The sequence below is a fragment of the Janthinobacterium sp. MP5059B genome, assembly GCF_001758645.1.
GTDB lineage: Bacteria > Pseudomonadota > Gammaproteobacteria > Burkholderiales > Burkholderiaceae_D > Janthinobacterium > Janthinobacterium lividum.
Window position 1 is genome coordinate 124,957 of the sequence record NZ_LRHX01000005.1, and the last position, 24,977, is coordinate 149,933.

Sequence of the window (24,977 nt, forward strand, 5' to 3'; positions counted from 1 at the left end):
CCCTCCGTGAGTGTGAGTGTGGTTACGTTACTTTTGACAATTCACGCAGTAAAACGTGGAACGCTGTCCCTGGACGATCTGGCGGATCGGCGCGCCGCACACGCGGCATGGCTTGCCCGCACGGTTGTACGTGAAATACGTCTGCTGGAAGTAGCCGGACTGGCCGTTCACGCCGATGAAGTCGCGCAGGGTGCTGCCGCCTTGCACGATGGCTTCTGCCAGCACGTCGCGGATCGATTGCGCCAGTTTTTCATAGCGGGCCAGGCCGATGCGCCGGGCTGGCGTCTTCGGGTTGATCCCCGCGCGGAACAGGCTTTCGGAACAATAGATATTGCCCACGCCGACGACGATGTCGCCCGCCATCAGCACCTGCTTGATATTGGTACCCTTGTTGCGCGTTTTCTCGAACAGCAGCTGGCCCGTGAAGCCGCCTTCCAGCGGTTCCGTGCCCAGGCCGCGCAGCAGCGTGTGGCCGTCCAGCGGGCCGTCGGCCTCGTCGTGCCACAACACGGCGCCAAAGCGGCGCGGATCCGTCATGCGCAGCACCTGGCTGCCGCCTTCCGCGTCTTCCACGACGAGGTCGAAATGGTCGTGCTTTTGCGCCTCCGTCCCCGTCGGCAGCACGCGCAGATGGCCCGACATGCCCAGGTGGATGATCAGGGTGCCGTGGCGGAAGTGGATCAGCAGGTATTTGCCGCGCCGCCCCGTCAGGCCGATGGTTTGCCCCGACAGTTGTTCGCCCAGGGCAGGGGGGAAGGGCCAGCGCAGGCCGTCGCGGCGCAGCACGACGGAGCGCACGGCGCGGCCTTCGAGATGGGGCGCGACACCGCGCCGTGTGACTTCGACTTCTGGCAATTCTGGCATAGGGCTCGAATGGTGGAAAACCGGGTAAAAAAACAGGCGGGTTGCCGGCGGACGGCGGGCCCGGGCGCGCTACGCCGCCACGACGTATATATTTCGTTACATACGTGAAGTACGCGATAGCCGCGTTGGGCGTAGAATCAAACTTTGCCGTTCAGCCAGGATCAGCCTTTGAAAAACGCTTTCGCCATTGTAACCTTGTCCGCCCTGATGGCCACGCATGCCATGGCACAGACGCCTGTTGCCCCTGTCGATGGGGCGGCCAGTCCCGCTGCGGCCGCTGCGCCGCAAGCGCCCGGTACCGAGTCCGGCGACGACGCCAAAGGCGAGAAGCTGCCCAAGGTCGAGTTGAGCAGCGATTTGCTGTACAAGCTGACCAAGGCGGAAATGGAATTCAAGAGCGGCCAGTGGCAAGGGCCGTACGTGACGATGATGGTGGCGGCGCAGCAGACGCGCGACCCGCGCCTGGCGCGCCGCGCTTCCGAAATGGCGCTGGCCGCCAAGCAGGGCAGCGAGGCGCTGGCGGCCATCCGCCTGTGGCGCGACCTGGCGCCCGAATCCGATGAGGCGACCCAGTTCTTCCTCGGCTTCGTCGTATTGACGGACAAGATCGAAGAAGCGGAACCGATTTTTGCCGAGCGCCTGGCCAATGCGCCGCAGGGCGCGCGCGGCGTGGCCCTGTTCCAGATGCAGCAGATCCTGTCGCGGGCGAATGACAAGCTGTATGCCTACGCGATGGTGACGCGCCTGGTGCAGCCCTACCTGGACATGTTCGAAGCCCACCTGGTGCTGGCGCAGGGCGCCCTGTCGCTCGGCGAGCGCGAGCGCGCCATCGGCGAAGCGAACAAGGCGCTGGCCATCAAGCCGAACTCCGAGCTGGCCGCGCTGACCCTGGCGCAGGTGACGGGCGAGCCCGAGGCGGCAGGCAAGGTGCTGGCCACTTTCCTGCAAAAGAATCCCGATGCCGTCGAAGTGCGCGGCGCGTATGCGCGCCTGCTGGTCGAGCAAAAACAGCTGGAGCCGGCGCGCGACCAGTTCCTGCTGCTGCTGAAAAGCCAGCCCGATAACGTGGGGGGGCTGTATGCGCTGGGCATCGTGGCGCTGCAGCTGGAAGACACCAAGGGTGCGGAGCAGTACTTCAAGCGCTTCCTGGCCGTGCTGGATAAAAATCCTGGCGACGCGCGCGATCCGTTCAAGGCCCTGATGATACTGTCGCAGATCGCCGAGACGCGCGGCGACACGGCCGGCGCCATCGCCTGGCTGGACAAGGTCGACAACAGCGCTTCCGCCGGCTATGTCGAGGCGCGCTTGCGCCGCGCCCAGCTGATCGCCCGCGGCGGCAATCTCGATGCGGCGCGCAAGGCGCTGACGGAAATCGAAACGGACGATCCGGCAAGCCAGGCGCAGGTGCTGCTGGTCGACGCACAATTCCTGCGCGATGCCGGCTATGTGCAAAGCGCCTACACGGTGCTGGAAAATGCCTTGCTGCGCTTCCCCGACAATCCGGAACTGCTGTACGACTACGCCTTGCTGGCCGAGCGCCTGGATAAGCTCGAGCTGATGGAAGCGAGCCTGCGCCGCGTGATGGCGCTGGCGCCCGACAATCAGCATGCGTATAACGCTCTCGGCTACTCGCTGGCCGAACGGGGCATCCGCCTTGAGGAAGCCCATGCGCTGATCGAAAAAGCCTTGCAGATGGCGCCGGGCGACCCGTTCATCATGGACAGCATGGGCTGGGTGCAGTTCCGCATGGGCAACCTGGCCGCCGCGGAAAATGCGCTGCGCCGCGCCTATGCCGTGCGCAGCGATCCGGAAATCGCCGTCCATCTGGGCGAAGTGCTGTGGCAGAAGGGCGACAAGGCCGAAGCGCAAAAGCTGTGGCGCGAAGCGCAAGGCAAGGACCCGAAAAACGATGCGCTGAAAAGTACGCTGGCGCGCTTGAATGTCAGTTTGTGATTGAATCGATTAACTCAACTATAAAAAACCAGCGCCATGGCGCTGGTTTTTCCTTTTGCCCATGTTCAAACATTTCCTGCCTCTGACGGCTCTGTGCCTGTCCCTCTCGGCCTGCTCGACCCTGACTTCCCCCTTTTCGTCCGGCGCCGCGCCGTCCGGTAATGCCGTCGCGCCTTACCGCGAACAGGTGGAACTGACGGGCCGCCTGAACGTCGTGTACCAGAAGGATGACAAGCCTGAATCGGCCACCGTCAATTTCAACTGGCAACAGACGGCGCAGCGCACGGACGTGACCCTGTATTCGCCTGTCGGCAGTACGCTGGCGACGATTGCCGTCACGCCGCAGCAAGCCGTATTGACGCAGAGCGGCAAGGCGCCGCGCAGCGCGCCCGATGTCGATACCCTGAGCGCGCAGATGCTGGGCTGGTCCTTGCCCGTGTCGGGCTTGCGCGACTGGCTGCAAGGCTATGCCGTGGGCGCCGATGGCAAGCGTTTCGTCGCTTCGCCGGCGAACGACAGCGTCACCACGAAGGACGGCTGGCGCTTGCGCTATGTGTCGTGGCAAGAAGTAGGGCAAAATGCGGCCGACAATACACCGGGCGCCTTGCCCCAACCGCGGCGTATCGATGCCGAACGCAATGCCAGCGCGCAGGCCGATGCCGTCTCGCTGCGCATCGTGCTCGATCCCGCCCCATCCGCTCAAGCACAATGACGTTGACTACCCTGAATAACTGCCCGGCTCCTGCCAAGCTGAACCTCTTTTTGCACGTCAACGGCCGCCGCGCCGATGGCTACCATCTGCTGCAGACGGTGTTCCAGTTGCTCGATCATGGCGACACCTTGCACTTCGCGCTGCGCGACGACGCGCTGATCCGCCGTGTGACGGCACTGGCCGGCGTGCCGGAAGAACAGGATTTGATCATCCGCGCCGCCAAGCTGCTGCAGGCGGAAGTGCTGCGCCGCACGGGCGCCTTGCCGCGCGGCGTCGATATCGCCATCGACAAGGTGCTGCCCATGGGCGGCGGACTCGGCGGCGGTTCATCCGATGCGGCCACGGCCCTGATGGCATTGAACCGCCTGTGGCAAGCGGGCTTGAGCCGCGAGGAATTGATGGTGCTGGGCTTGCCGCTGGGTGCCGATATCCCGTTTTTCATCTTTGGAGAAAACGCCTTTGCCGAAGGCGTGGGCGAGGCCTTGCAGCCCGTCGCCACGCCCGAATGCTGGTACGTGGTGATCGAGCCGGGCGTGCAAGTGCCGACCGCCGCAATTTTTTGCGCGGAAGGCTTGACGAGAAATACCGAACCCGTCACAATAGCGGACTTTTCCAGGCACCTCGCAGAAGGAAACGATGCGGGCGGGTTTGGCAAGAATGATTTACAGCAAGTGGCATGCAGTCTTTTCAAGCCGGTAGCAGATGCGGTAGAATGGCTGGGTGCTTACGGTGAGGCCAGGATGACTGGCTCCGGTGCTTGTGTATTCAGTGTGTTTGGCAGTCAGGAAGAAGCGGATGCGGTGCTCAGCAATGTGCCACCGGTCTGGATCGCCTGGAAGGCAAAAGCGCTGAGCCGCCACCCGATGCTCACCATGTTGTAGAGAGCAAAAAAAGATTTTGCTTAGCGTCAAATAGTCGGTATAATACTGGCCAACATGACGGCAAGCAGTCAGTAACGTAGGGGAATCGCCAAGCTGGTTAAGGCACTGGATTTTGATTCCAGCATGCGAAGGTTCGAATCCTTCTTCCCCTGCCACCATTTCACCGTAGTCTGTCGATGCGAAGTTGGCGTCCAGTACGGGAAAAAGCAGATATGTTGCCACGCGGCATATTCTAAACAATGACTGACCGGGCCTATGCCCGGTTAGTGCTTTTCAAGACTTCTATATCACCTCTTGGGACTCCCATGGCTTACGAAAACCTGATGGTTTTTACCGGCAACGCGAATCCAGCGTTGGCAGAGGGGGTCGCAAAAAACCTCGGCATCCCTCTCGGTAAAGCAAACGTTTCGAAATTCTCCGACGGCGAAGTAATGGTCGAGATTAACGAAAACGTGCGCGGCAAGGATGTTTTTGTTTTGCAATCCACCTGTGCTCCAACCAACGACAGCCTGATGGAAATCATGCTGATGGTTGATGCCTTGAAACGTGCTTCCGCTGGCCGCATCACCGCCGCAATTCCTTACTTCGGCTACGCCCGCCAAGACCGTCGTCCACGCTCCGCGCGTGTGGCGATTTCGGCCAAAGTGGTGGCGAACATGCTGGAAGAAGCCGGTGTCGAGCGCGTCCTGATCATGGACTTGCACGCTGACCAGATTCAAGGTTTCTTCGATATTCCAGTCGACAATATTTACGCTTCGCCAATTTTGCTGGGCGACCTGCAAAAGAAAAACTACCAGGATCTGCTGGTGGTGTCGCCGGACGTCGGCGGTGTGGTACGTGCGCGCGCCCTGGCAAAACGCCTGGGCTGCGACCTGGCCATCATCGACAAGCGTCGTCCAAAAGCGAACGTGTCCGAAGTGATGAACATCATCGGTGAAGTCGAAGGCCGCAACTGCGTGATCATGGATGACATGGTCGACACGGCAGGCACCCTGACCAAGGCTGCCGAAGTGCTCAAAGAGCGCGGCGCGAAAAAAGTCGTGGCGTATTGCACGCACGCGGTGCTGTCGGGCCCGGCGATCGACCGTATTTCGGCGTCGCCACTCGATGAGCTGGTCGTGACCGATACGATCCCCCTGTCCGAAGCGGCCCTGGCCTGCGGCAAGATCCGTCAATTGACGTGCGCGCCGCTGCTGGCCGAGACGTTCAAGCGCATCATCAAGGGTGATTCGGTTATTTCCCTCTTTATCGATTAATTCGACAAGAGCAGCAACAGACGTAATGCCTGCGGCGCGACCGGCTTTTTGCCTGTTGCGCCGCAGTGTTTTCATTTTCGGGGTGTTTTTCACCCCATTTTCGAGGATTCCTGGTCGCGGGAGTCTTCATAACACAAGGCGCAAGCCTTGTTCTTCTTGGAGTTTCACATGAAAGTTATCGCATTTAAACGCGAATTGCAAGGTTCCGGAGCGAGCCGCCGCCTGCGCATTTCCGGCCAAACCCCTGGTATCGTCTACGGTGGCGCTGAAGCCCCGGTGCTGATCTCGCTGGATCACAACGCCCTGTACCACGCGTTGAAAAAAGAAGTGTTCCACTCGTCGATCCTGGACCTGGAAATCGACGGCGTTTCCCAGCAAGTTCTGTTGCGCGACTTCCAAGTCCACGCATACAAACAACTGGTTCTGCACGCTGACTTCCAGCGCGTTGACTCGAAGCAAGCTATCCACGTGAAAGTGGCGCTGCACTTCATCAACGCTGACGTTTCCCCGGCAGTCAAACTGCACGGCGCGACCATCAGCCACGTAGCCAACGAAATCGAAGTTTCGTGCCTGCCAGGCCAACTGCCAGAATTCATCAACGTTGACCTGTCGAACATCGACGTCGGTCACTCGCTGCACGTTGGCGACCTGGTCCTGCCAGCTGGCGTGACCGCTGTCACCCACGGCGCCAACCTGACCATCGCTACCGCTTCGGTACCGGCTGGCCACGTTGCTGCTGAAGCCGCTGCTGCTGAAGTTGTTGCTGACAAGAAGTAATTTTGCCGCCGCAGCAATGCGGTAGTCGCAAGGAAAAACCCGTCCGGTTCGCTCCGGACGGGTTTTTTTCTGCCTGTTTTCACCGATAATGCTTTCTTTTACACTGCAGACACAGCCATGCCCATACGCCTGATCGTCGGCCTCGGCAACCCGGGACCCGAATACGAACAAACCCGCCACAATGCCGGCTTCTGGCTGGTGGACAACCTTGCCAACAGCTTGCCCGGCACGCGCTTGCAGCGCGATTCGCGCTATAACGCCATGCTGGCCAAGACTTCCATCGGCGGCAATGAAGTCTGGCTGCTCGAACCGCTGACCTTCATGAACCGCTCGGGCCAGTCCGTGGGCGCGCTGGCGCGCTTCTTCAAGATTGCCGCCAACGAAGTGCTCGTCGTGCACGACGAACTCGATCTGATGCCTGGCATCGCGCGCCTGAAGAAGGGCGGCTCGGCCGGCGGCCACAATGGCTTGAAGGACATCACGGCCGCGCTGGGCACGCAGGATTACTGGCGTTTGCGCCTGGGCATCGGTCATCCGCGCACCTTGAGCCTGCAGCAGCAGGTGGCCGATTTCGTGCTGCACCGCCCGCGCCGCGAAGACCAGGAGCTGATCGAGCAGGCGATCGACAAATCCTTGCAGGTGATGCCGCAGATCGTCGAAGGCAAGTTCGAGGCGGCAACCATGAAGTTGCACACCGCGTAATTATTTCCCTACCTTGCCGAAGCCGGCCATGATGGTTTTCGCCATCTGTTGCTGGCTGGCCTGGGCGCTGCTGCCTTCGCCCGCGTTGGCGGCGATCAGCAAGCCGTCGCCGCTGCCGGGCGCCAGCGCGATCAGCGCGTGCCAGTAGCCGTTCGAACCCAGGTGCGTGAGCACGCGCTGCGGGGCCTGGGGCGGAAAGTGCATCACGCCCCAGCCCAATGCCGCATTTGTGTCGCCCTGCGCCGTGTGCAGCAACACATACGTTTCCTGTTTCAGCAGTTTCCCCTTGCCTTGCTCGCCGTGCAGTTGATCGAGCGCAAATTTGGCCCAGTCTTGCATGCTCAGGTGAATTTCCCCATCGGGCGCCATCATCAGCGGATTGCTGGCCATCAAGCCGGCGATCGGCTTGTTTTCCTTGTGGCCCAGGTTTTGTCCCCGCACGGTGGGGCCGAAGGCGGCCCGCATGCCCAGCGGGCCGAACACCTCCGCCTGCATCAGTTCCTCATATGTCTTTCCCGTGACCCGCTCGGCGATGGCGGCGGCGATCATGGCGCCGCTGTTCGAGTAGTGCGATTCGCCGCGCGGCGCGGCCACCGGCGCATCGGCCAGCGCCCGCTGCGCGTATTCCAGGCGCAGCAGGGGCAATGGCCGCGTGTCCGTATAGGTGGAATTGATCCATGCCTCATCGGGATTGGGCGGCAGGCCGGCGCGGTGCGACAGCAGATCCATCAGGTTGACATCGCGGTACTCGGCGCGCATGTCGCCGGCCAGCGCGGGCAGCATGGCTGACAGCGGCGCATCCCACGACAGCACGCCCCGTTCCACCAGCCGCGCGATCAGGGTCACCGTCATGGCCTTGCCGTTGGAGCCGATATTCCACACGTCATCGGCGCGCACGGCGTCCTGGCCGTCATTGGCCCGCACGCCCGCTTGCGTTTGCGCCTCGATCTTGCCGTCGCGGATGACGAGAATGGCCATGGCCGGCACGCTCTTGTCGGCCAGCGCCTGCTGCAGCATGGCATGCAAGTCATGGGCGCGGGCGGCGCCGCTGAGCAAAAAGGCGGTGCTGCAAACGAGTGAGGCAAACAGGGTTTTCATGGTGTCTCCAGTCGATAGGGGTGAGCTAACATGTTAAAATGGTCGCAAAACATGATTTAATTATTGTTTTACGATAATTTATTCTAACGAGACTTGACGCTTTCGTATACTTTTAAATATGAAAAAAAATCCAGAGGGACCGGCGGCGCTGAGCCGGCGCGTGCGCTACGGCGTCTCCGCGTTCTTTGTGCTGTACCTGCTGCTGACGGTGCTGGGCTGGCTGGCGCCCGCGCCGGCCGCGCACGGCAGCCTGGGCGATGCGGGCATGTATGAATTGTTGCTGCAATTGCAGAGCCAGCCATTCGAGCGCCTGGCGGCCATGCCCTTGTGGCAGCGGGGTCTGGGCCTGGCGCTGGCCTTGCCAGCCTTGCTGGTGCTGGGCGACGCCGTACGCCAGCTGGCCGTGGTCTTGCGCCAGTTCGAGCAGGGGGTGTTTTTTACGCCGCAGGTGGCGCAGCGCTTTCGCCGTTTTGCCGGCGGCTTGCTGCTGGGAACGGTGTTGACGTTACTGGAGCCGACCGTGCGCGGCATGCTGTTTGGCTTGCTGGACGAGGGGACGAGCCAGTTGCGCCTGGTCATCGACATCACGGGCGGCGACTTGTGGACCTTGCTGTTGTGCACGGTTTTCCTTGCGCTGGCGCAAATCCTGCATGAAGGCCAGCGCCTGGCCGATGAAAACAGCGGGTTTATCTGATGGGCATCGTCGTGCGCCTCGACCTGGTACTGGCCAGGAAAAAAGTGAAATCGAAGGAACTGGCGGCCTTCATCGGCATCACGGAACAGAATTTGTCCCTCTTAAAGTCGGGCAAGGTGCGCGGCGTGCGTTTCGATACCCTGTCGAAAATCTGCGAGATGCTCGAATGCCAGCCCGGCGACATCCTGGAATTCGATGCGTCGCAGCCGGACGACGGGGATGGCGACAGTTAGCGGCACAGAGGGCGGTTTTTTTGAAGAGTAGGGTGCATAGAGGTACAATTGACCCTTACAAGCATTAATACAGCAAGATTATCCAGAAAACGCCCGCAACGGCCGTTTTGCACCAGCCGCTTGCCGGCAATATTGATTATTTAAAGGTTTTCCATGAGTCTCCAATGCGGTATCGTCGGCTTGCCGAACGTCGGCAAGTCCACCCTGTTCAATGCACTGACGAAAGCCGGCATCCCGGCTGAAAACTATCCGTTCTGCACCATCGAGCCGAACGTCGGCGTCGTCGAAGTGCCGGATCCGCGCATGGATGCGCTGGCCGCCATCGTCAAGCCGGAACGCATGGTCAACGCCATCGTGGAATTCGTCGACATCGCCGGCCTGGTGGCCGGTGCATCGAAGGGCGAGGGCCTGGGTAACCAGTTCCTGTCGCACATCCGCGAAACGGACGCCATCGTCAACGTCGTGCGCTGCTTCGAAGATGACAACGTCATCCACGTGGCCGGCAAGATCAACCCGCTCGACGATATCGAAGTCATCCAGACTGAACTGGCGCTGGCCGACATGGGCACCGTGGAAAAAGCTATCCACCGCGAAAACAAGAAAGCCCGTTCGGGCGACAAGGACGCGGCCAAGCTGCTGGCCATCATGGAACGCATGATGCCTTACCTGAACGATGCCAAGCCCGTGCGCGCCATGGGCCTGGACGCCGACGAAATGGAACTGATCAAGCCGCTGTGCCTGATCACGGCCAAGCCGGCCATGTTCGTGGCCAACGTGTCCGACACGGGCTTCACGAATAACCCGTTGCTGGACCAGTTGACGGCCTACGCGCAATCGCAAAACGCGCCTATCGTCGCCATCTGCGCCGCGCTGGAAGCGGAAATCGCCGACTTGGACGATGCCGACAAGGGCGCTTTCCTGGCCGACATGGGCATGGAAGAGCCAGGCCTGGACCGTCTGATCCGCGGCGCGTACAAGCTGCTGGGCCTGCAAACCTACTTCACGGCTGGCGTGAAGGAAGTGCGCGCCTGGACCATCCATGTGGGCGACACGGCACCGCAAGCGGCCGGCGTGATCCACACCGACTTCGAACGCGGCTTCATCCGCGCGCAAACCATCGCCTATGACGACTTCATCGCCTACAAGGGCGAAGCGGGCGCCAAGGAAGCGGGCAAGATGCGCGCCGAAGGCAAGGAATACGTCGTCAAGGATGGCGACGTGCTGAACTTCCTGTTCAACGTCTAGGACAGATGCTTGCTGGCGAGCGCCAGCAACATACTGCATTCGTCCATTGCGAAATGCCGCTCAATGTATTTGGGCGGCATTTTTTTGTCTGTGATGTGAAAGGCTTGTCATGCAGTCAGAGAAACACCCGCTCGTTTCCATTGTCATGGCCACGTATAACCGGAGCAATATCCTCGGGTATGCGATTCAATCGGCACTCGCCAGCACCGTGCAGGATTGGGAACTGATTATCGTCGGCGATTGCTGCACCGACGACACTGCCGAGGTGATCGCCGCGTTCGGCGACGCGCGCATCCGCTTTGTGAACCTGGACACCAATTACGGCGAGCAGACGGGACCCAACAATCTCGGCGTCAGCCTGGCGCGCGGCACCTATCTGGCATTCCTGAACCACGATGACCTGTGGTTGCCCGATCATTTGCAAAGCAGTATCGATGTCCTCGAGCGCGCCGGCGCTGACCTGGTCTTTGATCAAGGGCTGGTGATCCAGTCAACCTGGAATCATATCGTGGGTGCCCTGGCTGGCGAGTTGCAACCATATCGGCCATGGATGGATGTCCCAGCCAGCCTGTGGGTCATGCGGCGTGAGCTGGCCCTGCAGACAGGGCCATGGCAGCCATCATGGGAATTACGCTGCTGGCCATCGCAAGCCTGGCTGCATCGCGCCTATCGCGCTGGGCGGCAACTGATTGCGAATCCGCGCTTGGGCGCCATCCTGATCCAGTCTGGCGGGCGCAGCAATTCTTATCTGGACCGCCAGCACAGCGAGCATGATTATTGGTGGAAGCAAATGCAGAACCAGGCGAACATTCTGCACGTGGTTGCAGCACTTTATGGCGCGCGTATCCATGAAAGGCACATCTCGCCCTCCCATTGTGCCGTGGACACCTTGAAGGCGCTGGCACGACGTATCTTTTTAAGGCTGGGATTATGGCCGCCACAACCGAGTTATTGGTTCAAGCATTGGCGCAAGGGATCGTTTCTACGCGAATTGCGCCGCCGCCGGGGATTGAAGGACCTGCCGCGGCGATAGATAATACGGTTGCAATACATAAGAGCATTTTTATAAAATTTCTGGGGGTATTCTGGTGGCTGAGAAAGATAACTGGTTGTTGGCTGGCGCGAAGCAGGATGGCGAAAGCATCACCAAGGAATGGAAGCCGACGACGCCTTCCTTGATCGATGGGGTGATTTTTCAGGAAATCAAGCCTGTCTTGACGGCGTACGGTAGCCTGACTGAAATTTTCCGTACTGAATGGGTGCCCGATGCGGCGCAGATAGGCCAGATATTCGCCTCGACCCTGGAGCCGGGCGGGCTGAGCGCCTGGCATGCGCATGCCATCACGACGGACCGCCTGTTCGTGGCGGCGGGCCAGATGCGCGTGGTGCTGTACGACGCGCGCGTAGATTCGCCCACCTTTGGCATGCTCAACGAATTCAAGCTGGGCACCAAGCGTCCCGGCCTGCTCGTCGTGCCGCCGCGCGTCTGGCATGGCGTGCAGAATTACTGCAGCACGCCAGCCATCCTCGTCAATGCGGTGGACCATGCGTATCGCTATGATGCGCCGGACCACTGGCGCGTGCCGGCCGATTCGGACACGGTGCCGTATCGTTTCTCCAACGACAGGCATGGCTGAAATGCCCTGCCTGGCTGAATGATGCGCCTGACCCGTCTCGTGGGTTTTTCAGCCGGCCCCATCTTGTCGCTGCTGTGCAGCCTTGCCACCGTGCCTGCCGTGGCCTGGCTGTTTCCGCCTGCCGACATCGGCAAGCTGGATTTCTTCATGACCGCGTGCACGGTGGCCGGTTTGCTGCTGTCGCTGGGGCTGGATAAGGCCTTTCTGCATGAATACCATTACAGCACCGTGCGTAGCGGCTTGCTGAAGGCGTGCCTGTTGCCGGCCGTGCTGCTGGCTCCCGTGGCGCTGGCCGTGATACTGCTGTTTGCCGCGCCGGTATCACAACTGTTATTTGACGTTGCGCAACCCGCACTGGCCGTCTTGTTCGCTGCAGGCATGCTGAGCGCCCTGGCCAATCGCCTGATCGCGCAACTCTTTCGCATGCAGGAGCGCGCCTGGATATTCAGCCTGGCGCAGGTGCTGCCAAAAATGACGCTGCTGTTGCTGCTGCCTGTCCTGTGGTGGGATCCGCAGCGCAATTTCGTGCACCTGGCAACCCTGGTCGTGGCCGCCACCTGGCTGGTCACGCTATGGCTGCTGTGGCATGCGCGCGCATCGCTGGCGCAAGCCTGGGCTGCCGCCATGGACCGCGTGCTGCTGCGGCGTTTGCTTTCCGAGGCGGGGCCCCTGCTGGTGAGCGGCATTTTCTACCTGGCCATGCTGTCGGCCGGCATGGGCTTGCTGCGTTTCTTTGCCGGCTTTGAGGAACTCGGTATTTATGCGCTGGCCATGCGCGTGGCCGCCGGCGCCTGGCTGGTGCAGTCGATTTTCACGATTGTCTGGGTGCCGCAAGTGCACAAATGGGCCGCCGCCGGTGGCGACCTGTCGAATATTGCCGCCATTTGCCGCCATGCGCAGGCCATCGTGGTCGTGGGCTTTTGCCTGGCGGGCGCCCTGGCCTGGCTGATCGGATGGATATTGCCTCCCAATTATCATGGCGTCGCCTACCTGGCAGTGGCCACCGTGGGCCAGCCGCTACTGTACGCCCTGGCGGAAGTGAGCGGTGTCGGCATCAGCCTGGCCCGCCGTCCTTCCTTATCCATCGCCGCTTTCGCGGCAGGCTTGCTGGGCACCTTGCTGGCGGGCGCCGTGCTGGTGCCGCGCTGTGGCGCCACGGGCGCCGCCGTGGCGCAGCTGCTGGGTTTCCTCGTGTATTTTGTCGTCAAGACGGAACTGGGCATGCGCGTCTGGCGTCCGCTGCCGCGCCGTGCGCTGTACCTGAACGCCATCGTGCTGTCGCTGCTGGCGATGGGGCATGCCCTTTTTGCCCAGCGCCTGGGGCTGCTTGCTCCGCTGGCGTGGGGCGTGCTGCTGGCGGCCGCACTGCATGTCTACCGGCCTTCGCTATGGGCCGCCTTCAGGCTGCTCAAGCCGGCCAGGCAGCAGGGCTGACAGCGTTTGCTGCCCGCCGCCGTGTTGCGCTTTCCTTGTTACTCCGCGTACAATGAGAATAATTCTCATTTATAATCCGATGCGCCTGTTCTTGCCGGCCGTTGGCGACAGGAAGGGTATCGTGAGCACCGCCGAGTTAGCGCTTCAGCAGCAAGTCAGCAGTCTTTACACCGACCACCACCACTGGCTGCGTGGCTTGCTGCGCCGTAAACTCGGCAATGCCTTCGATGCGGCCGACCTGGCGCACGATGTGTACCTGCACCTGATGAAGACGGGCAGGGTGCCGCCGGCCGGGGAGTCGCGCCGTCACCTGACGCAGATCGCCAACGGCATGGTCATCGACCTGTACCGCCGCCGCCAGATCGAAACGGCCTACCTGGAAGTGCTGGCCCTGGTGCCCGAAGCGCTGGCGCCGTCCGAGGAAGAGCGCGCCCTGGTGATCGAGGCACTGACGGAAATCGATGCCGTGCTGCACCGGCTGCCCGCCAAGGCGCGCAAGGCATTGCTGCTGTGCAAACTCGATGGCCTGAGCTACCGCGAGATCGCCGCCGAACTGGGCGTCTCGGTGTCCTCCGTCGAAAAATACATCGCCGCCGGCTTGCTGGCCTGCTACGAGGCCATGCATGCGCCGGACGCCTGAGCCATGGAGGTGGTGATTGCACCGGCCATCGTGCAGCAGGCGGCCCAGTGGATGGCGCGCCTGTGGTCCGATGACGCCAGCGAGGAAGACCGGGCTGCCTGTGCCCGCTGGCGCGCCGCCCATCCCCACCACGACCTCGCCTGGCAGCGTTTGCAAGCGTTCGAAGGCAAGCTGCACAGCGTGCCGCGCGATGCGGCCCGGCATGCGCTGCGCGAACCGGCGCCGGCCGCCTACCTGAACCGCCGCCGTGCCCTGAAACTGCTGGCCGTGCTGCTGCCCGTGGGCGGCATGGCGTATCTGCTGCGCGGCACGGATGCCTGGCAAGTGGCCACGGCCGGCCACAGCACCGGCACAGGCGAGATCCGCGAGATTACCTTGCCTGACGGCACGCGCGTGATGCTCGCTTCCGCTTCCGCCGTCGACGTGCGCTTCGACGCCAGCGAGCGCTTGCTGATCCTGCGCAGCGGCGAAATCCTCGTCACGACGGCGCACGATCCCGATCCGGCGCAGCGGCCTTTCCGCGTGCAGGGACGGCACGGCACAGTGCGGGCGCTGGGCACGCGTTTTACTTTGCGGCAAGACGAACATACGTCGCGCGTGGCCGTCTTCGAGGGCGCCATCGAAGTGCGCCTCGCGCATGCGCCTGGCCAGGCCGTGCGCATCGACGCGGGCTACAGTGCCATCTTCTCGGCCGATATCGTGCAGTCTGGCGCACCCGCGTCCGCCAGCGCCATGGCCTGGAGCAAGGGCGTGCTGGTGGCCGACAACATGCGCCTGGACGAGCTGCTTGCGGAACTGGCCCGCTATCGCCCCGGCCTGCTGCGCTGCGACCCCGCCGTGGCCAGCTTGAGCGTCAACGGCGTGTTTTCCCTGCGCGACACGGACCGCGCGCTGCACAACCTGGCGCTGGCCTTGCCCGTGCAAATCGTTGCGCGCACGCGCTACTGGGTGACGGTGCAAGCCATACCCTAAGCCTCTGCCTGACAATTTCGCGGGCCCGATTGAGGGTTTCGCATTCTCGTTCGGGATATAGGGTGAGAGCCACCCTTAATCATTGACCTTATGCACGTTTTTCCCCGCCTTTCCCATGAGTAGCCCAAGCCGCCAGGCCGGCCCGATCAGCCGGATACTCCAACCCATCCGCGGACGCCTGATCGTCGCCGCCGTGCTGGCCGGCGCTGGTTCCATGCTTACCCTGGTACCGCTGGCAGGCATCGCGCAGATCGCGCACATCGCCCTGAACCCCGCGCTGGCGCGAGGCGATGTATGGCAGATCATCATCGCCAGCGTCGCTTGCCTGTTTGCCGGCATGGCCCTGATCTCGCTGGGCGAGCTGGCCGCGCACCTGGCCGACAACCGCCTCACCCATCAACTGCGCCTGCAAGCCATGCAGCGCCTGGGGCAAGTACCGCTGGGCTGGTTCACCAGCCGCGCTTCGGGCGAGGTCAAGCAGGCGATGCAGGACGATATCAATACCCTGCACAGCCTCACGGCGCACTTCTACACGACGACGGGGCGCGCCGTGGGCGCCATCGCCATCTCCATTATCTACCTGTTCGCCATGGACTGGCGCCTGGCCCTCATTGCCATCCTGCCATTTCCCGGCTTCTTCCTGTTCTTTGGCCGTGCCATGAAAGCCAGCGGCGGCAACATGGAACAATTCGTCGCCGGTATGGGACGCATCAACAATGCCGTGGTGGAGTTCGTCAACGGCATTCCCGTGGTCAAGGCCTTTGGCGCCACGGGACGCGCGCATGGCAGCTACCGTGGCGCCGTCGATGCGTTTGCCGCGGCGTTCGCCGCGTTTACGCGTCCGCTGGTCGGCTCGATGGCGAATGCCAATGCGCTGATCGCACCCGTCGCCGTGCTGGGCGTGGTGGTGATTGCCGGCACGGCCTTCGTGGCCTTGGAGGCGATGGCGCCCGTGGATATCCTGCCGTTCGCCCTGGTGGCGCCCGGCATTTCCGCGCCCATGCTATTGCTGCATTACCTGACGCATGACCTCAACAATGCCACGGGTGCCGCCCAGCGCGTGCAAGCCTTGCTCGACACGCCCGTACTGGCGCAGCCGGCACCGGATGAGCAGCAATTGCCTGACGGCACGGAGATTCGCCTGGAAGGCGTCGCTTATGCCTACGATGGACACAACAAAGTGCTGTCGGACATCACGCTCACTTTGCGTCCTGGCACGGTGACGGCTATCGTCGGCGCCTCCGGTTCCGGCAAGTCGACCCTGGCACGGTTGCTGCTGCGCTTTTTCGACCCGACCGAAGGACGCATCACCCTCGGTGGCGTCGACCTGCGGCACATCGCCACGCCAGAGCTGTACCGGCGCATCGGTTTCGTGCTGCAGGAAGTGCGGCTGATCCACGCCAGCGTGCGCGAGAACATCGGGCTGGGCCGGCCGTCGGCCAGCTTGCAGGAAATTGAAGAGGCGGCGCGCCTGGCGAACATCCACGAGCGCCTCCTGGCCTTGCCACGCGGCTACGATTCCGTCATCGGCGAGGATGCGCAACTGTCCGGCGGCGAGTTGCAACGCGTGAGCATCGCGCGCGCCGTGCTGCTCGACCCGCCCGTGCTGGTGCTCGATGAGGCGACGGCCGCGGCCGATGCGGAAAACGAAGTGGCGATCCAGGACGCGCTGTCGCGCTTTGCCCAAGGCCGCACCTTGCTGGTGATCGCGCACCGGCTCGACACGGTCATGCATGCCGACAATATCGTCGTTGTCGAGAACGGTGTCATCGTCGAGCAGGGTAGCCATGCCCGCTTGCTTGCCCACCAGGGCCGCTATGCGCAACTGTGGGCGCTGGGCGGCTATCAAGACACCTCGAAAGAAACGCTGCTCCCATGCTGAAAACATTCATTCAACTGCTGGGCGACGATGCGTCCGTGTTTCGCCGCTACTGTGCCATGGCGCTTGCGTACGGCGTGCTCAGCGGGCTGACGATCACGGCGCTGGTGCTGGCCCTGGGCCGGCTGCTGGCGGGCGACGCGGGCGGCGCGGCCCTGTGGCTAATCGTGCTGCTGGCCGGGCTGGTCGCTTGCTGGGCCTGGCGGCGCCAGGTGGAAAAAGCGGGCGTGCGCGTGGGCGTGACGGTCTTGCAAGGGGCGCGCCAGCGCCTGGGCGACCACGTGGCGCGCCTGCCCGTCGGCTGGTTTACGCCGGAGCATACAGCGAAGCTGGGCCACGTCATCACGCAAGGCATGATGAATGTGGCACAGCTGCCCGCCCACGTGCTCACGCCTGTCATCTGCGGCGCCGTCACGCCCGTGGTGATGCTTGCCGCGCTGTTTGCGCTGCACTGGCAACTGGGTGTCATCGCGTTGCTGGCGCTGCCCTTGCTGGCGGGCGCCTTGCGGCTCACGGCGCACCTGGGCCAGCGCGCCGACGATGCCTACCACCATCATTTTGCCCAGACCAGCCAGCGCCTGGTGGAGTTTGCGCAAGCGCAATCCGTCTTGCGCGCATTCAATGGTAACGGCGGTGGTGCGGCTGACGGCGGCACGCGTTTCCTGCAGCAAGCGATCGATGCGCAGCGCCACGCGGGCACGCGGCTCATTTACCTGTCGGCGCTGTCGTCCGTGCTTAACGCCTGGACCGTGCAAGCCATCTTCGCCGCCTTGCTGGCCGCCGCCGCGCTGTGGCTTGACAGCCTGGCGGGCGGTGCTGCCGGCGCGGGCGACACCATCGCCGTCATCGTGGCCTTGCTGCTGGTGGTGCGCTTTGTTGACCCGCTGCAGGAAGTGGCCAGCTATGGCGAAGTGCTGCGCGGCGCGCGCGGCCCGCTCGACGCGGCGCGCGATATTTTCGCCGTGCAGCCTCTGCCGGAAGCAGACAAGCCGCAAGCACCGCGCGATGGTTCCGTTGAGCTGCGCGGCGTGGCTTTCCGCTATGCACAGGACCAGCCAGATGTATTGACGGACATCAACCTGCACATCGCGCCGGGCAGCATGACGGCGCTGATCGGCGCCTCCGGCTCTGGCAAGACGACCCTGGTGCGCCTGATCGCGCGCTTCTTTGACGCCAGTGCAGGCACGGTGCTGGTGGGCGGTGTCGATGTGCGCGACATGTCCAGCGAGCAACTGGCCGGCCAGATCAGCCAGATATTCCAGGACAGTTATCTGTTCCAGGGCAGCATCGGCGACAACATCCGCATCGGCAAGCCGGATGCCACCGATGCCGAGGTGCTGGAAGCGGCGCGGCAGGCGGGAGTGGGCGAAATCATCGCCCGCTTGCCGCAGGGACTCGATACCCTGGTGGGCGAGGGCGGCGCGCGCCTGTCCGGCGGCGAACGCCAGCGTATCGCGATTGCGCGCGCGCTGGTCAAGGATGCGCCGATTCTGCTGGTCGACGAGGCGACGGCCGCGCTCGACGCGGAAAACCAGGCCGCCATCGCCGAAGCGCTGGCGCGGCTGCGCGGCAGGCGCACGGTGATCGTCATCGCGCACCAGCTGTCGACGGTGGCCATGGCCGACCAGATCGTCGTGCTGGACGGTGGCACGATTTGCGAGCAGGGCACGCCAAGCGCCTTGCGCGCGCAGCACGGTCTGTACGCGCATTTCCTGGCGCAGCGCCAGGCGGCCAAGGGCTGGCGCATCGCCTCCGCCGCGCCGCAGCAATGAACGGGATGACGATTTGACACGCGCGAGTCTGCTGTGCCTGTTCTTTCTGCTGTGCTGCGCGTCCTTGCTGGTCGGTGCAAGGCAGATGGAGTGGGCACAGCTGTTGTCCTCGTCCGACGCGCTGTCCGCCGATGCTTGGCTGACCCTGACGGCCAGCCGCCTGCCACGCCTGGCTGCGCTGGTGCTGACGGGTGTGGGCCTGTCTGTCTGCGGCGTCATCCTGCAGCACATCGTGCGCAACAAGTTTGTTGAACCGGCCACCTCGGGCGGCCTCGACGCGGCCAAGCTGGGCATCCTCGTGGCGCTGACCGTGGCGCCCGCGGCGGGCACGGCCGGCAAGATGGCGTTCGCGCTGGCCTTCTGTTTTGCCGCCAGCCTGATTTATGTGGCGCTGATCCGCCGCATCCGCTTCAAGAACACGATCCTCGTGCCCGTCATCGGCCTCGTGTATGGCGGCGTGCTCAGCGCCTTGGCCGAATTCTATGCCTACCGCAACAACATCCTGCAAAGCATGCAGGGCTGGCTGCTTGGCGATTTTTCGCGCATCGTGCAGGGCAACTATGAAATCATTTATCTGATCCTGCCCATCGTTGCCCTCACGTATGTGTACGCGCAGCGTTTTACCGTGCTGGGCATGGGCGAGGGCATGGCCACCAGCCTGGGCTTGAACTATGCGGGCACGGTGGCGCTGGGTTTGATGCTGGTGGCCGTCACGGTGGCGGCCACGGTGATCACGGTGGGAGCGATCCCGTTTGTCGGGCTGGCCATTCCCAACCTGGTGGCCTTGCGCTACGGCGACAAGCTGGACCGCACCCTGCCCATCGTGGCGCTGGGCGGCGCGTCGCTGCTGCTGGCTTGCGACATCGCCGGGCGCCTGCTGATCTATCCATTTGAGGTGCCGATCGGCCTGACGGCGGGCGGCGTGGGTGGGGTGCTGTTCCTTGTCCTGATCATCCGGGGGCGGCGATGAGGGACGTATTGACGCAACGGATGCTGTGGCTGGCCGTGTTTGGATTGGGGCTGGCTTTTCTCTTCATCGGCGCAAATCTGGACTTCGATTACATCATCCCGAAGCGATTATCGCGCCTGGCCGCCATCCTCATCGGCGGCGTTTGCGTGGCCGTGTCGTCGATCGTGTTCCAGACCATCGCCGGCAACCGCATCCTGACGCCGGCCGTCATGGGCTATGAAGCCGTGTACCTGATGTTGCAATCGCTGCTGATCCTCGCGATGGGCATGCACAGCGTGGTGCTGCTGGGGCAGAACGGCAACTTCGTGCTGTCCATCGCGCTGATGCTGGCGTATTCCTGGGTCATCCACTATTGGTTGTTTCGTGATGGCAAGAACAACGTGTATTTCCTGTTGCTGCTGGGATTCGTGCTGACGATGGTGATCGGCACATTTACCCAGTTCATCCAGCTGCGCATCAGTCCCGGTGAATTTGCCATTTTGCAAGGATTCAGCCAGGCCTCGTTCAACAAGGCGCAGCCAGTGCAGTTGCTGTACTCGGCCGTGCTGGCGGGCGCTGCCTGCGTGGCCGTGGTGAAAGCCCTGCCGGCGCTCGACGTGCTGGCGCTGGGGCGCGAACAGGCCATCTCGCTCGGTATCGATTACCGGCGCATGGTGCGGCTGCAGCTGGCGCTGATCGCCGTGCTGGTGGCCGTGTCGACGAGCTTGCTGGGGCCCACGGCCTTTATGGGCATCTTTGTAGCGAACACGACTTATGCCCTGGCCCGCACGGCACGCCACAGGGTCACCTTGCCCTTGGGGTGCGCCATCGCCATCGCCATCTTCCTGGCCGCCCAGTTGCTGGTCGAACACGTTTTCAATTACCGGACCACCGTTGGCATCCTCGTCAACCTGGTGTGTGGCGCTTATTTCCTCGCGCTCATGGTCCGAACCCGGGGCACCGCATGATCCACGTCAACCATATCGAAAAAAGCTACGGCGCCAGGCGCGTGCTGGACAACGTCAGCGCGCAGTTTCCCAAGTGTAAAGTGACGTCCTTGATCGGCCCGAATGGCGCTGGCAAGACGACCTTGCTGATGCTCATCGCGCGCCTGCAGGAAGCGCATGGCGGCGAGATTACGATAGACGGGCGCAGCATCGCGCACATCAAGATCCAGGACTATGCGCGACTGGTGGCCACCCTGCGCCAGTCGCCTGATTTTCATCTGCGCCTGACGGTGGAAGAGCTGGTCGCCTTCGGGCGCTTTCCTTACAGCCGAGGTAGCTTGACGCCGCAAGACCGGCAAGCCATCGATGACGCCATCGCCTTCCTTTCGCTGGAGCATCTGCGCCTGGCGTATGTCGATGAGCTGAGCGGCGGCCAGCGGCAGATGGCCTTCCTGGCCATGACGATCGCCCAGCAGACGGACATTTTGCTGCTCGACGAGCCGCTCAATAACCTCGACATGAAGCACGCCGTGCAGATCATGCGCGCGCTGCGGCGCCTGTGCGACGAGCAGGGCCGCACCGTGATTCTGGTGATCCACGACATCAATTTCGCCGCCAATTATTCCGACCACATCGTCGCCATGCAGGGCGGCGCCGTGCGCTTTTCCGGCCCCGCCCACGAGGTCGTGACGGAACAGCGCTTGCGGGCGCTGTACGACATCGATTTTCACATCGTGCGCAACGAGCGCGGCTGTGTCTGCAATTACTTTACCCCCACAGGAGCTTGAGATGATCTGGAACAAATCCCGCTGCGCGCTGGCCGTGCTGCTCGCCGCCATGGCCGCCCTGCAAGGCTGCCGCGACAAGGCGGCCACGGCGCCGCCAGCGCCTGCCGCCTCCGCGCCACCGCAGGCGTTTGCGCCCATCACCATCGTGCACAAGCTGGGCACGACGGTGGTCACACATCGTCCGCAGAGGGTGGCCGTGCTCGACATGAACGAAGTTGATTTTCTCGACCAGCTGGGCGTGCCCGTGGCCGGCATGGTGAAGGATTACGTGCCGCACTTTCTTTCTCGCTACAAGGAAGACCAGGCCATCCGCGACCTGGGCGCCATCGTGCAGCCCAATCTCGAGCACATCCACGCGCTCCAGCCCGACCTGGTGCTGATGACGTCGATCCAGGCCAACCACTACAAGGAACTGAGCCAGATCGCGCCCACCTTGCATTTCGACGTGGATTACCAGAACAGCGAGAGCAAGCACATCGACGTGGTCAAGCAACACTTGCTGACCCTGGGGCGCATCTTCGGCAAGGAAGACATCGCCAGCCGGAAAGCGCAGGAGCTGGACGCCAAGGTGGCGGACGCGCGCAAGGTGACACAGGAGCGTCCCGAGAAGGCGCTCATCGTGCTGCACAACAATGGCGCCTTCAGCGCGTTCGGCGTGCAGTCGCGCTACGGTTTTGTCTTTGATGTACTGGGCGTGAAGCCTGCCAGCACAGCCGTCGAGGCGGGCTTGCATGGCCAGCCCATTTCCAGCGAATTCATCCAGCAAGCCAATCCCGACATCATCTATGTGGTGGACCGCACGGCCGTGATGGAACACCGTCCCGTCATGACGGCCGAGCAGATGGCCAATCCACTGCTGCGCCAGACCAATGCCTGGAAGAATGGCCGCGTGGTTTTTGTTGATGCCGACGCCTGGTACATCACGGCGGCCAGCGTGACGTCGCTGAAGCGGGTGATCGACGATGTGCTGAAGGGCTATCAGTAATCAATAGTTTTAGTAATGATTCGTATTTGCATTGAGGGTTTTACCTTTTCGTTCGGGAGATAGGGTGAGAGCAAGCAATCATCCCATCTGAAAGGATTTACTGTATGACCCAACGCATGGCAACGCGCCACCTTCCCGCCTTGAACCTGAGCCGCATCGCCACCGCCGTGCAACTGGCGCTTATCACGGGCTTGACCGTAGGGGTGTTGGGTGTGGCGACCCCGCCAGCCTACGCGCAAGCGGGGGCGGGCCAGGCCCGGCAAGCGTTCAGCGTGCCGGCCGGTACACTGGGCCTGGCGCTTAATACCTTTGCCGCCGAGGCGGGCGTTGAATTGACGGTCGAGGCTAGCCTGCTGCAAGGCAAGAGCAGCACCGGCCTGTCCGGCAGCTACAGCGTGCCTGAAGGCTTTTACGAATTGCTGCGCGGCCACGGCTTGCAAGCCGTGCGCGAGGGCAATGGCAGCTACACGGTGCGCCGCGAAGCGGCGCATAGCGCCGCCGCCGAGGCTGCGGCCACCATGCCGGCCGTGACGGTATGGGGCAAGGGCAATGCGGTGACGGATGCCTACGCAGGCGGCCAAGTGGCATCCGGCGGCCGCGTGGGATTCCTGGGAGACAAGGACTTCATGGAAACCCCGTTCAACACCATCAGCTATACGGATAAATTCATCGAAGACCGGCAGGCGCGCGACATCACCGATGTGATTTCCGCCACCGACCCCACCGTCTTCAGCAGCGGCATGACGGGCATCATCGGCGAGAATTATTCGATACGGGGCTTCAGCTCGAATATCGGCGACGTCGCGTTTGGCGGCCTGTACGGCATCTCGCCCTACTACCGCACCTCGCCTGAAATGTTCGAGCGCATCGAGGTGCTGAAGGGACCGTCGGCCTTGCTCAATGGCATGCCGCCGGGCGGCTCGGTGGGCGGCAGCATCAACCTCGTGCCCAAGCGCGCGGGCGATGCGCCGCTGGCGCGGGTGACGGCGTCGTATATGTCGGACGCGCAATGGGGCGGCCATGTGGACCTGGGCCAGCGGTTCGGCGAGCATCAACAGTTCGGCATCCGCGTCAACGGCGTCTACCGCGATGGCGACGGCGCCATCGACCATCAGAAAAAGAAGACCGAGCTCGTCTCCGTGGGCCTGGACTGGCGTGGCAACGGTGCGCGCCTGTCCGCCGACCTGTATCACAGCGAGGACCGCGCCGATGGCTTGAACCGGGGCGTCAATCTGGCCGCCGGCTTGCCCGTGCCGCGTCCGCCGAAAGCGCAAACCTTATTAAATCCCAGCTGGGCGTTCTACGATACCAGGGACAAGGGCGCCATGCTGCGCGGCGAGCTGGACTTGAACGCGCAAGTGATGGCGTATGCGGCCGTGGGCGCCAGCCGGGCCGACTACCAGTCGACGGGCGCGTACCTGATCCAGGTGTTCAACACGGCTGGCGACTACCGTACCAATCTTGCCGACCTGGGCTTCGACGTGGAAAAGCAATCGGCGGAAGCAGGCTTGCGGGGCAAGCTGCGCACGGGCGATATCGGCCATCAATGGGCCGTTAACGCCACTTATTATCACCATACGGACAAGCAGTATGGGCGCAGGAATACCCTGGCGAAAGACTGGATCACGAATATCTACAACCCCGTCTGGGGTCCGGCGACGCGCTTCGAGGCGCCGCAAATTTCCAAGGCAGAACTGCGCCTGGCCAGTGTCGGCCTGGTCGATACGCTTTCTTTTGCGCAAGACACCGTGCAGCTGACGGTGGGCTTGCGCCGCCAGGAAGTGCTCAGCGATAACTTCAACATCAAGACGGGCGCGCGCACCTCGCGCTATGACGAAAGCGCCACCACGCCGGCCGTCGCCGTGCTGGTCAAGGCCAGCAAGACGATTTCCCTGTACGGCAACTACATCGAAGGCTTGAGCCAGGGCGCCACGGCGCCGTTGACGGCGGCCAATTCGGGCGAGGTCTTTGCGCCGTACAAGTCGAAGCAGGCGGAACTGGGCTTCAAGGTCGACCTGGGCGAGTTCGCGCATACGGTCAGCGTGTATGAAATCAAGCGGCCCAGTAGCTATGTCGACCCGGTCAGCAATATCTTTTCCTTTGGCGGCGAACAGCGCAACCGCGGCATCGACTGGGGCTTCTTCGGTTCGCCCTTGCGCGACGTGCGCCTGATGGGCGGCGTGGCGTATGTCGATCCCGTCTTGAGCAAGACGGTGGGCGGCGCCAACCAGGGCAAGCAGGCCACGGGCGTGCCCAAGCTGCAAGCCAAGCTCGGTGTCGAATGGGATACGCCCGCCATTCCCGGCGTGACCCTGACGGCAAATGCGACGGCGGCATCGAAGCAGTACATCAATGCCGACAATTCGATGTCCGTGCCGGGCCGTACCGTGTTTGATGTGGGCGCCCGCTATGCGACGCAGGCGGCTGGCCGGCCCCTGACCGTGCGCGCCAGCGTGACGAACGTCGGCAACAGGGCGTACTGGGCGCTGCCGCAATGGACCAGCCTGGGCCTGGGCGCGCCGCGCACCGTCATGCTGTCGGCCACGACGGAGTTTTAAG

23 protein-coding genes and 1 tRNA gene are annotated in these 24,977 nt (G+C 62.9%); 22 read left to right on the forward strand and 2 right to left on the reverse strand.

Annotated features, from left to right (window positions below; translation table 11 throughout):
- Positions 1–27: 27 nt before the first annotated feature.
- Positions 28–864, reverse strand: coding sequence for a bifunctional DNA-formamidopyrimidine glycosylase/DNA-(apurinic or apyrimidinic site) lyase (gene mutM / locus JAB1_RS04215; RefSeq protein WP_070278940.1), 837 nt, complete (start codon positions 862–864; stop codon positions 28–30).
- Between the two features lie 168 nt (positions 865–1,032).
- Here mutM and JAB1_RS04220 point away from each other — a divergent pair, with 168 nt between their 5' ends.
- The 7 genes from JAB1_RS04220 (at position 1,033) to pth (ending at position 7,145) form a co-directional block, all read left to right on the forward strand.
- Positions 1,033–2,817 (forward strand): tetratricopeptide repeat protein, encoded by a 1,785-nt coding sequence (locus JAB1_RS04220; protein WP_034778524.1) that lies wholly within the window; start codon positions 1,033–1,035, stop codon positions 2,815–2,817.
- 61 nt (positions 2,818–2,878) lie between these two features.
- On the forward strand, positions 2,879–3,529 hold the full coding sequence (locus tag JAB1_RS04225) for an outer membrane lipoprotein LolB (RefSeq protein ID WP_070278942.1): 651 nt from the start codon (positions 2,879–2,881) through the stop codon (positions 3,527–3,529).
- Positions 3,526–4,410, forward strand: coding sequence for a 4-(cytidine 5'-diphospho)-2-C-methyl-D-erythritol kinase (gene ispE / locus JAB1_RS04230; protein WP_070278944.1), 885 nt, complete (start codon positions 3,526–3,528; stop codon positions 4,408–4,410). Before JAB1_RS04225 ends, ispE begins: the two co-directional genes overlap by 4 nt.
- A 78-nt stretch (positions 4,411–4,488) precedes the next feature.
- A tRNA-Gln gene (locus JAB1_RS04235) sits at positions 4,489–4,565 on the forward strand.
- 150 nt (positions 4,566–4,715) lie between these two features.
- Positions 4,716–5,666 carry a ribose-phosphate pyrophosphokinase gene (locus JAB1_RS04240; protein ID WP_034753270.1) on the forward strand — a complete coding sequence of 317 codons (951 nt, stop codon included), beginning with the start codon at positions 4,716–4,718 and terminating at the stop codon, positions 5,664–5,666.
- A gap of 168 nt (positions 5,667–5,834) precedes the next feature.
- Complete coding sequence (locus JAB1_RS04245; protein WP_070259557.1) at positions 5,835–6,443, forward strand: 50S ribosomal protein L25/general stress protein Ctc; 609 nt, start codon at positions 5,835–5,837, stop codon at positions 6,441–6,443.
- A 117-nt stretch (positions 6,444–6,560) separates the two neighbouring features.
- Positions 6,561–7,145, forward strand: coding sequence for an aminoacyl-tRNA hydrolase (gene pth, locus JAB1_RS04250; RefSeq protein WP_070278946.1), 585 nt, complete (start codon positions 6,561–6,563; stop codon positions 7,143–7,145).
- On the opposite strand, the gene JAB1_RS04255 is transcribed toward pth, so the two are convergent.
- Positions 7,146–8,243, reverse strand: a complete 1,098-nt coding sequence (locus tag JAB1_RS04255) for a serine hydrolase domain-containing protein (RefSeq protein ID WP_070278947.1) — start codon at positions 8,241–8,243, stop codon at positions 7,146–7,148. It abuts the gene before it with no gap.
- A gap of 118 nt (positions 8,244–8,361) precedes the next feature.
- On the opposite strand from JAB1_RS04255, the gene JAB1_RS04260 reads away from it, so the two are divergent.
- From JAB1_RS04260 to JAB1_RS04330, 15 genes are all read left to right on the forward strand, one after another.
- A complete protein-coding gene (locus JAB1_RS04260; RefSeq protein WP_070278949.1) occupies positions 8,362–8,937 on the forward strand; it encodes a DUF2975 domain-containing protein in 576 nt (191 codons plus the stop codon).
- Complete coding sequence (locus JAB1_RS04265) at positions 8,937–9,170, forward strand: helix-turn-helix transcriptional regulator (RefSeq protein WP_034778346.1); 234 nt, start codon at positions 8,937–8,939, stop codon at positions 9,168–9,170. Before JAB1_RS04260 ends, JAB1_RS04265 begins: the two co-directional genes overlap by 1 nt.
- Before the next feature lie 153 nt (positions 9,171–9,323).
- The gene (ychF, locus tag JAB1_RS04270) at positions 9,324–10,415 is read left to right on the forward strand and encodes a redox-regulated ATPase YchF (protein WP_034778348.1); all 1,092 of its coding nucleotides are present in this window, start codon (positions 9,324–9,326) and stop codon (positions 10,413–10,415) included.
- 109 nt (positions 10,416–10,524) lie between these two features.
- On the forward strand, positions 10,525–11,448 hold the full coding sequence (locus tag JAB1_RS04275; RefSeq protein WP_070278950.1) for a glycosyltransferase family 2 protein: 924 nt from the start codon (positions 10,525–10,527) through the stop codon (positions 11,446–11,448).
- Between the two features lie 55 nt (positions 11,449–11,503).
- Entirely contained in the window at positions 11,504–12,052 is a 549-nt protein-coding gene (locus JAB1_RS04280; protein ID WP_083299562.1) for a dTDP-4-dehydrorhamnose 3,5-epimerase family protein, read from the forward strand.
- Positions 12,053–12,070: 18 nt separating this feature from the next.
- Entirely contained in the window at positions 12,071–13,486 is a 1,416-nt protein-coding gene (locus tag JAB1_RS04285; protein ID WP_070278952.1) for an oligosaccharide flippase family protein, read from the forward strand.
- A 121-nt stretch (positions 13,487–13,607) separates the two neighbouring features.
- On the forward strand, positions 13,608–14,126 hold the full coding sequence (locus JAB1_RS04290) for a sigma-70 family RNA polymerase sigma factor (RefSeq protein ID WP_070279014.1): 519 nt from the start codon (positions 13,608–13,610) through the stop codon (positions 14,124–14,126).
- A gap of 3 nt (positions 14,127–14,129) precedes the next feature.
- Positions 14,130–15,098 carry a FecR domain-containing protein gene (locus tag JAB1_RS04295; RefSeq protein WP_070278953.1) on the forward strand — a complete coding sequence of 323 codons (969 nt, stop codon included), beginning with the start codon at positions 14,130–14,132 and terminating at the stop codon, positions 15,096–15,098.
- Positions 15,099–15,213: 115 nt separating this feature from the next.
- A complete protein-coding gene (locus tag JAB1_RS04300; RefSeq protein WP_070278956.1) occupies positions 15,214–16,980 on the forward strand; it encodes an ABC transporter ATP-binding protein in 1,767 nt (588 codons plus the stop codon).
- Positions 16,974–18,749, forward strand: a complete 1,776-nt coding sequence (locus tag JAB1_RS04305; protein WP_070278958.1) for an ABC transporter ATP-binding protein — start codon at positions 16,974–16,976, stop codon at positions 18,747–18,749. Before JAB1_RS04300 ends, JAB1_RS04305 begins: the two co-directional genes overlap by 7 nt.
- 13 nt (positions 18,750–18,762) lie before the next feature.
- Positions 18,763–19,719: an iron chelate uptake ABC transporter family permease subunit gene (locus tag JAB1_RS04310; protein WP_070278959.1), complete on the forward strand. Its 957-nt coding sequence runs from the start codon at positions 18,763–18,765 to the stop codon at positions 19,717–19,719.
- A complete protein-coding gene (locus JAB1_RS04315; RefSeq protein ID WP_070278960.1) occupies positions 19,716–20,666 on the forward strand; it encodes an iron chelate uptake ABC transporter family permease subunit in 951 nt (316 codons plus the stop codon). The genes JAB1_RS04310 and JAB1_RS04315 overlap by 4 nt, the downstream gene beginning before the upstream one ends.
- Positions 20,663–21,433, forward strand: coding sequence for an ATP-binding cassette domain-containing protein (locus JAB1_RS04320; RefSeq protein ID WP_070278961.1), 771 nt, complete (start codon positions 20,663–20,665; stop codon positions 21,431–21,433). Before JAB1_RS04315 ends, JAB1_RS04320 begins: the two co-directional genes overlap by 4 nt.
- 1 nt (position 21,434) lies before the next feature.
- Positions 21,435–22,418, forward strand: coding sequence for a siderophore ABC transporter substrate-binding protein (locus JAB1_RS04325; RefSeq protein WP_070278962.1), 984 nt, complete (start codon positions 21,435–21,437; stop codon positions 22,416–22,418).
- Positions 22,419–22,522: 104 nt separating this feature from the next.
- Positions 22,523–24,976, forward strand: coding sequence for a TonB-dependent receptor (locus JAB1_RS04330; RefSeq protein ID WP_070278963.1), 2,454 nt, complete (start codon positions 22,523–22,525; stop codon positions 24,974–24,976).
- Position 24,977: the final 1 nt, after the last annotated feature.

Excerpts from the sequence above, each read along its gene's own strand:
- mutM (WP_070278940.1), bottom strand. The coding sequence starts at position 864 with ATGCCAGAATTGCCAGAAGTCGAAGTCACACGGCGCGGTGTCGCGCCC.
- JAB1_RS04225 (WP_070278942.1), top strand. The coding sequence starts at position 2,879 with ATGTTCAAACATTTCCTGCCTCTGACGGCTCTGTGCCTGTCCCTCTCG.
- ispE (WP_070278944.1), top strand. The coding sequence starts at position 3,526 with ATGACGTTGACTACCCTGAATAACTGCCCGGCTCCTGCCAAGCTGAAC.
- JAB1_RS04240 (WP_034753270.1), top strand. The coding sequence starts at position 4,716 with ATGGCTTACGAAAACCTGATGGTTTTTACCGGCAACGCGAATCCAGCG.
- JAB1_RS04245 (WP_070259557.1), top strand. The coding sequence starts at position 5,835 with ATGAAAGTTATCGCATTTAAACGCGAATTGCAAGGTTCCGGAGCGAGC.
- pth (WP_070278946.1), top strand. The coding sequence starts at position 6,561 with ATGCCCATACGCCTGATCGTCGGCCTCGGCAACCCGGGACCCGAATAC.
- JAB1_RS04255 (WP_070278947.1), bottom strand. The coding sequence starts at position 8,243 with ATGAAAACCCTGTTTGCCTCACTCGTTTGCAGCACCGCCTTTTTGCTC.
- JAB1_RS04260 (WP_070278949.1), top strand. The coding sequence starts at position 8,362 with ATGAAAAAAAATCCAGAGGGACCGGCGGCGCTGAGCCGGCGCGTGCGC.
- JAB1_RS04265 (WP_034778346.1), top strand. The coding sequence starts at position 8,937 with ATGGGCATCGTCGTGCGCCTCGACCTGGTACTGGCCAGGAAAAAAGTG.
- ychF (WP_034778348.1), top strand. The coding sequence starts at position 9,324 with ATGAGTCTCCAATGCGGTATCGTCGGCTTGCCGAACGTCGGCAAGTCC.
- JAB1_RS04275 (WP_070278950.1), top strand. The coding sequence starts at position 10,525 with ATGCAGTCAGAGAAACACCCGCTCGTTTCCATTGTCATGGCCACGTAT.
- JAB1_RS04285 (WP_070278952.1), top strand. The coding sequence starts at position 12,071 with ATGATGCGCCTGACCCGTCTCGTGGGTTTTTCAGCCGGCCCCATCTTG.
- JAB1_RS04295 (WP_070278953.1), top strand. The coding sequence starts at position 14,130 with ATGGAGGTGGTGATTGCACCGGCCATCGTGCAGCAGGCGGCCCAGTGG.
- JAB1_RS04300 (WP_070278956.1), top strand. The coding sequence starts at position 15,214 with ATGAGTAGCCCAAGCCGCCAGGCCGGCCCGATCAGCCGGATACTCCAA.
- JAB1_RS04305 (WP_070278958.1), top strand. The coding sequence starts at position 16,974 with ATGCTGAAAACATTCATTCAACTGCTGGGCGACGATGCGTCCGTGTTT.
- JAB1_RS04315 (WP_070278960.1), top strand. The coding sequence starts at position 19,716 with ATGAGGGACGTATTGACGCAACGGATGCTGTGGCTGGCCGTGTTTGGA.
- JAB1_RS04320 (WP_070278961.1), top strand. The coding sequence starts at position 20,663 with ATGATCCACGTCAACCATATCGAAAAAAGCTACGGCGCCAGGCGCGTG.
- JAB1_RS04325 (WP_070278962.1), top strand. The coding sequence starts at position 21,435 with ATGATCTGGAACAAATCCCGCTGCGCGCTGGCCGTGCTGCTCGCCGCC.
- JAB1_RS04330 (WP_070278963.1), top strand. The coding sequence starts at position 22,523 with ATGACCCAACGCATGGCAACGCGCCACCTTCCCGCCTTGAACCTGAGC.